We start from the raw sequence: 1564 nt of genomic DNA, 5'->3' as shown, positions 1-1564 counted from the left end.
CATCTATACTTTCGATTTCCGTTACAGTACGAAGCGCTGTTTTAAACGGTGTATGAAGCTTTACATGTCGGCGGTTTATCTTCACATCGGTAATTTTCATTTTGTTCATCCTTTCGTTGTTTATAGAGTGATACTTTAATACACGGGAGACTTTATTCTGCCCGTTAATGCGAAACAAAAAAATCCAGCCATAAGAAGATTCTTACGGCTGGATTTTGTCTATGAATGGGTAGACAAAGCAGCAATCTGATTATATTTTTTCTGTGCATCCTTTAGCGCTACAAGTAGCGCCTTTTGAGACGAACCGAAGTATCGATTTTTTATTTCTGTTACTAATGCTGGGTCATTAATATTTTTATGTAGAAACAAATATTTAACAAATTGAGATGTTAATGCAATTGTCGCTGAGCAATCTGCATCTACAATTTCCCCTGTATCCTTCTCAAGTACAAATGCTACAAAATAACTTTTGAACTTTGCGGTAATGGGATTATTTTGAGGTGCTTTCGCATCCCCTACGACGTAAATTGTATTTGAAGCGTACACAGCTATCTTCCTTTCTTATACAAGGATAACGGTTTTCTTAACAGACGTATAAGCTGTTAACTCAACGTTGATCAAAAAATGTATCCACTTACCTTGTATTATATACAATTGACAGAATTTTAACAATATTTATTTTGACATATATTCCATAATTATGGAAATCTCTTAAAATAATTAAAAATGGCTCAAACTTCTCATTTTTACAATATGTCATTGCTCCTTGTACCATGACATTCACACTACAAACACCTTTTTCCTCATACATCAAAAAACAGTTAGCTATCGCTAACTGTTCCACCACTTCACTTTGGCAATACGAATATTGTTTCGTTTGACTTAGAAAATTGATACTCTTTTCTCGCAAACTTTAATATTTCTTCTTCATTATCCGTTAAATTCTCGATGTTAGTCTTTAAAGAACCTTGATCTTTCTTTAAAGAAACTAATTGTTTCTTTTGGTTCGTTATTGTATTTTGTTTGCCATTAATTACTTCTTGTTGTTTCGTCAAAATATATTGAACGTAAAAAGTAGTCGCAGCAATAAAAATGAACATGAAAATAAAACGCCTTAACTTCTTCTTATTTATAGTTCGATTGTCGTTAGGCTGTGATAGTTGCTCTGGTATATTAGGAACATTTACTCTTTTGAGTTTCCTCATTTTCAAATCCCCCTAACCCATATTTTTTCACTACCATAGGCACGATCTCTTATTAACTTAAATTCTATTCTTATAAAATAAGCTCCTTCACAAAAAAATCTCACAAATTAACCAATTAGAGATAGCGTTCGACGACATCTCTGTATTTAAAATGAGAATTTTTATTTATGCTGCTATAAAATAGTAGTTTATGTTATTCTTTTTCCCCAATTGTAGAAAACAATTTTACACATATAAATTCTAGTTTTGCATACCGATGTTATAACATGCTTACAAGGAGGAAAAATGATGCACTACCGCACATTGGGTAAAACTGGAATTACTGTTTCTGAAATTGGCTTTGGAGCGTGGGCGATTGG

3 protein-coding genes and 2 pseudogenes are annotated in these 1564 nt (G+C 32.7%); 1 reads left to right on the top strand and 4 read right to left on the bottom strand.

Annotated features, from left to right (window positions below; translation table 11 throughout):
* The 4 genes and pseudogenes from AC1DTM_RS25860 to AC1DTM_RS25845 form a co-directional block, all read right to left on the bottom strand.
* Positions 1 to 109, bottom strand: a pseudogene (locus AC1DTM_RS25860) (dipeptide epimerase); the annotation flags it as partial.
* Between the two features lie 110 nt (positions 110 to 219).
* On the bottom strand, positions 220 to 546 hold the full coding sequence (locus tag AC1DTM_RS25855; protein WP_477001224.1) for a DUF3870 domain-containing protein: 327 nt from the start codon (positions 544 to 546) through the stop codon (positions 220 to 222).
* An 88-nt stretch (positions 547 to 634) separates the two neighbouring features.
* A complete protein-coding gene (locus tag AC1DTM_RS25850; protein ID WP_033710959.1) occupies positions 635 to 910 on the bottom strand; it encodes a hypothetical protein in 276 nt (91 codons plus the stop codon).
* A complete protein-coding gene (locus AC1DTM_RS25845; protein ID WP_002161475.1) occupies positions 849 to 1205 on the bottom strand; it encodes an FtsB family cell division protein in 357 nt (118 codons plus the stop codon). The genes AC1DTM_RS25850 and AC1DTM_RS25845 overlap by 62 nt, the downstream gene beginning before the upstream one ends.
* A gap of 261 nt (positions 1206 to 1466) precedes the next feature.
* Here AC1DTM_RS25845 and AC1DTM_RS25840 point away from each other — a divergent pair.
* A pseudogene (locus AC1DTM_RS25840) lies at positions 1467 to 1564 on the top strand (aldo/keto reductase); the annotation flags it as partial.

The organism is Bacillus sp. P4_D3, from assembly GCF_056401855.1.
This window is presented reverse-complemented; position numbering and strand designations above follow the sequence as displayed.

Excerpts from the sequence above, each read along its gene's own strand:
- AC1DTM_RS25845 (WP_002161475.1), bottom strand. The coding sequence starts at position 1,205 with ATGAGGAAACTCAAAAGAGTAAATGTTCCTAATATACCAGAGCAACTA.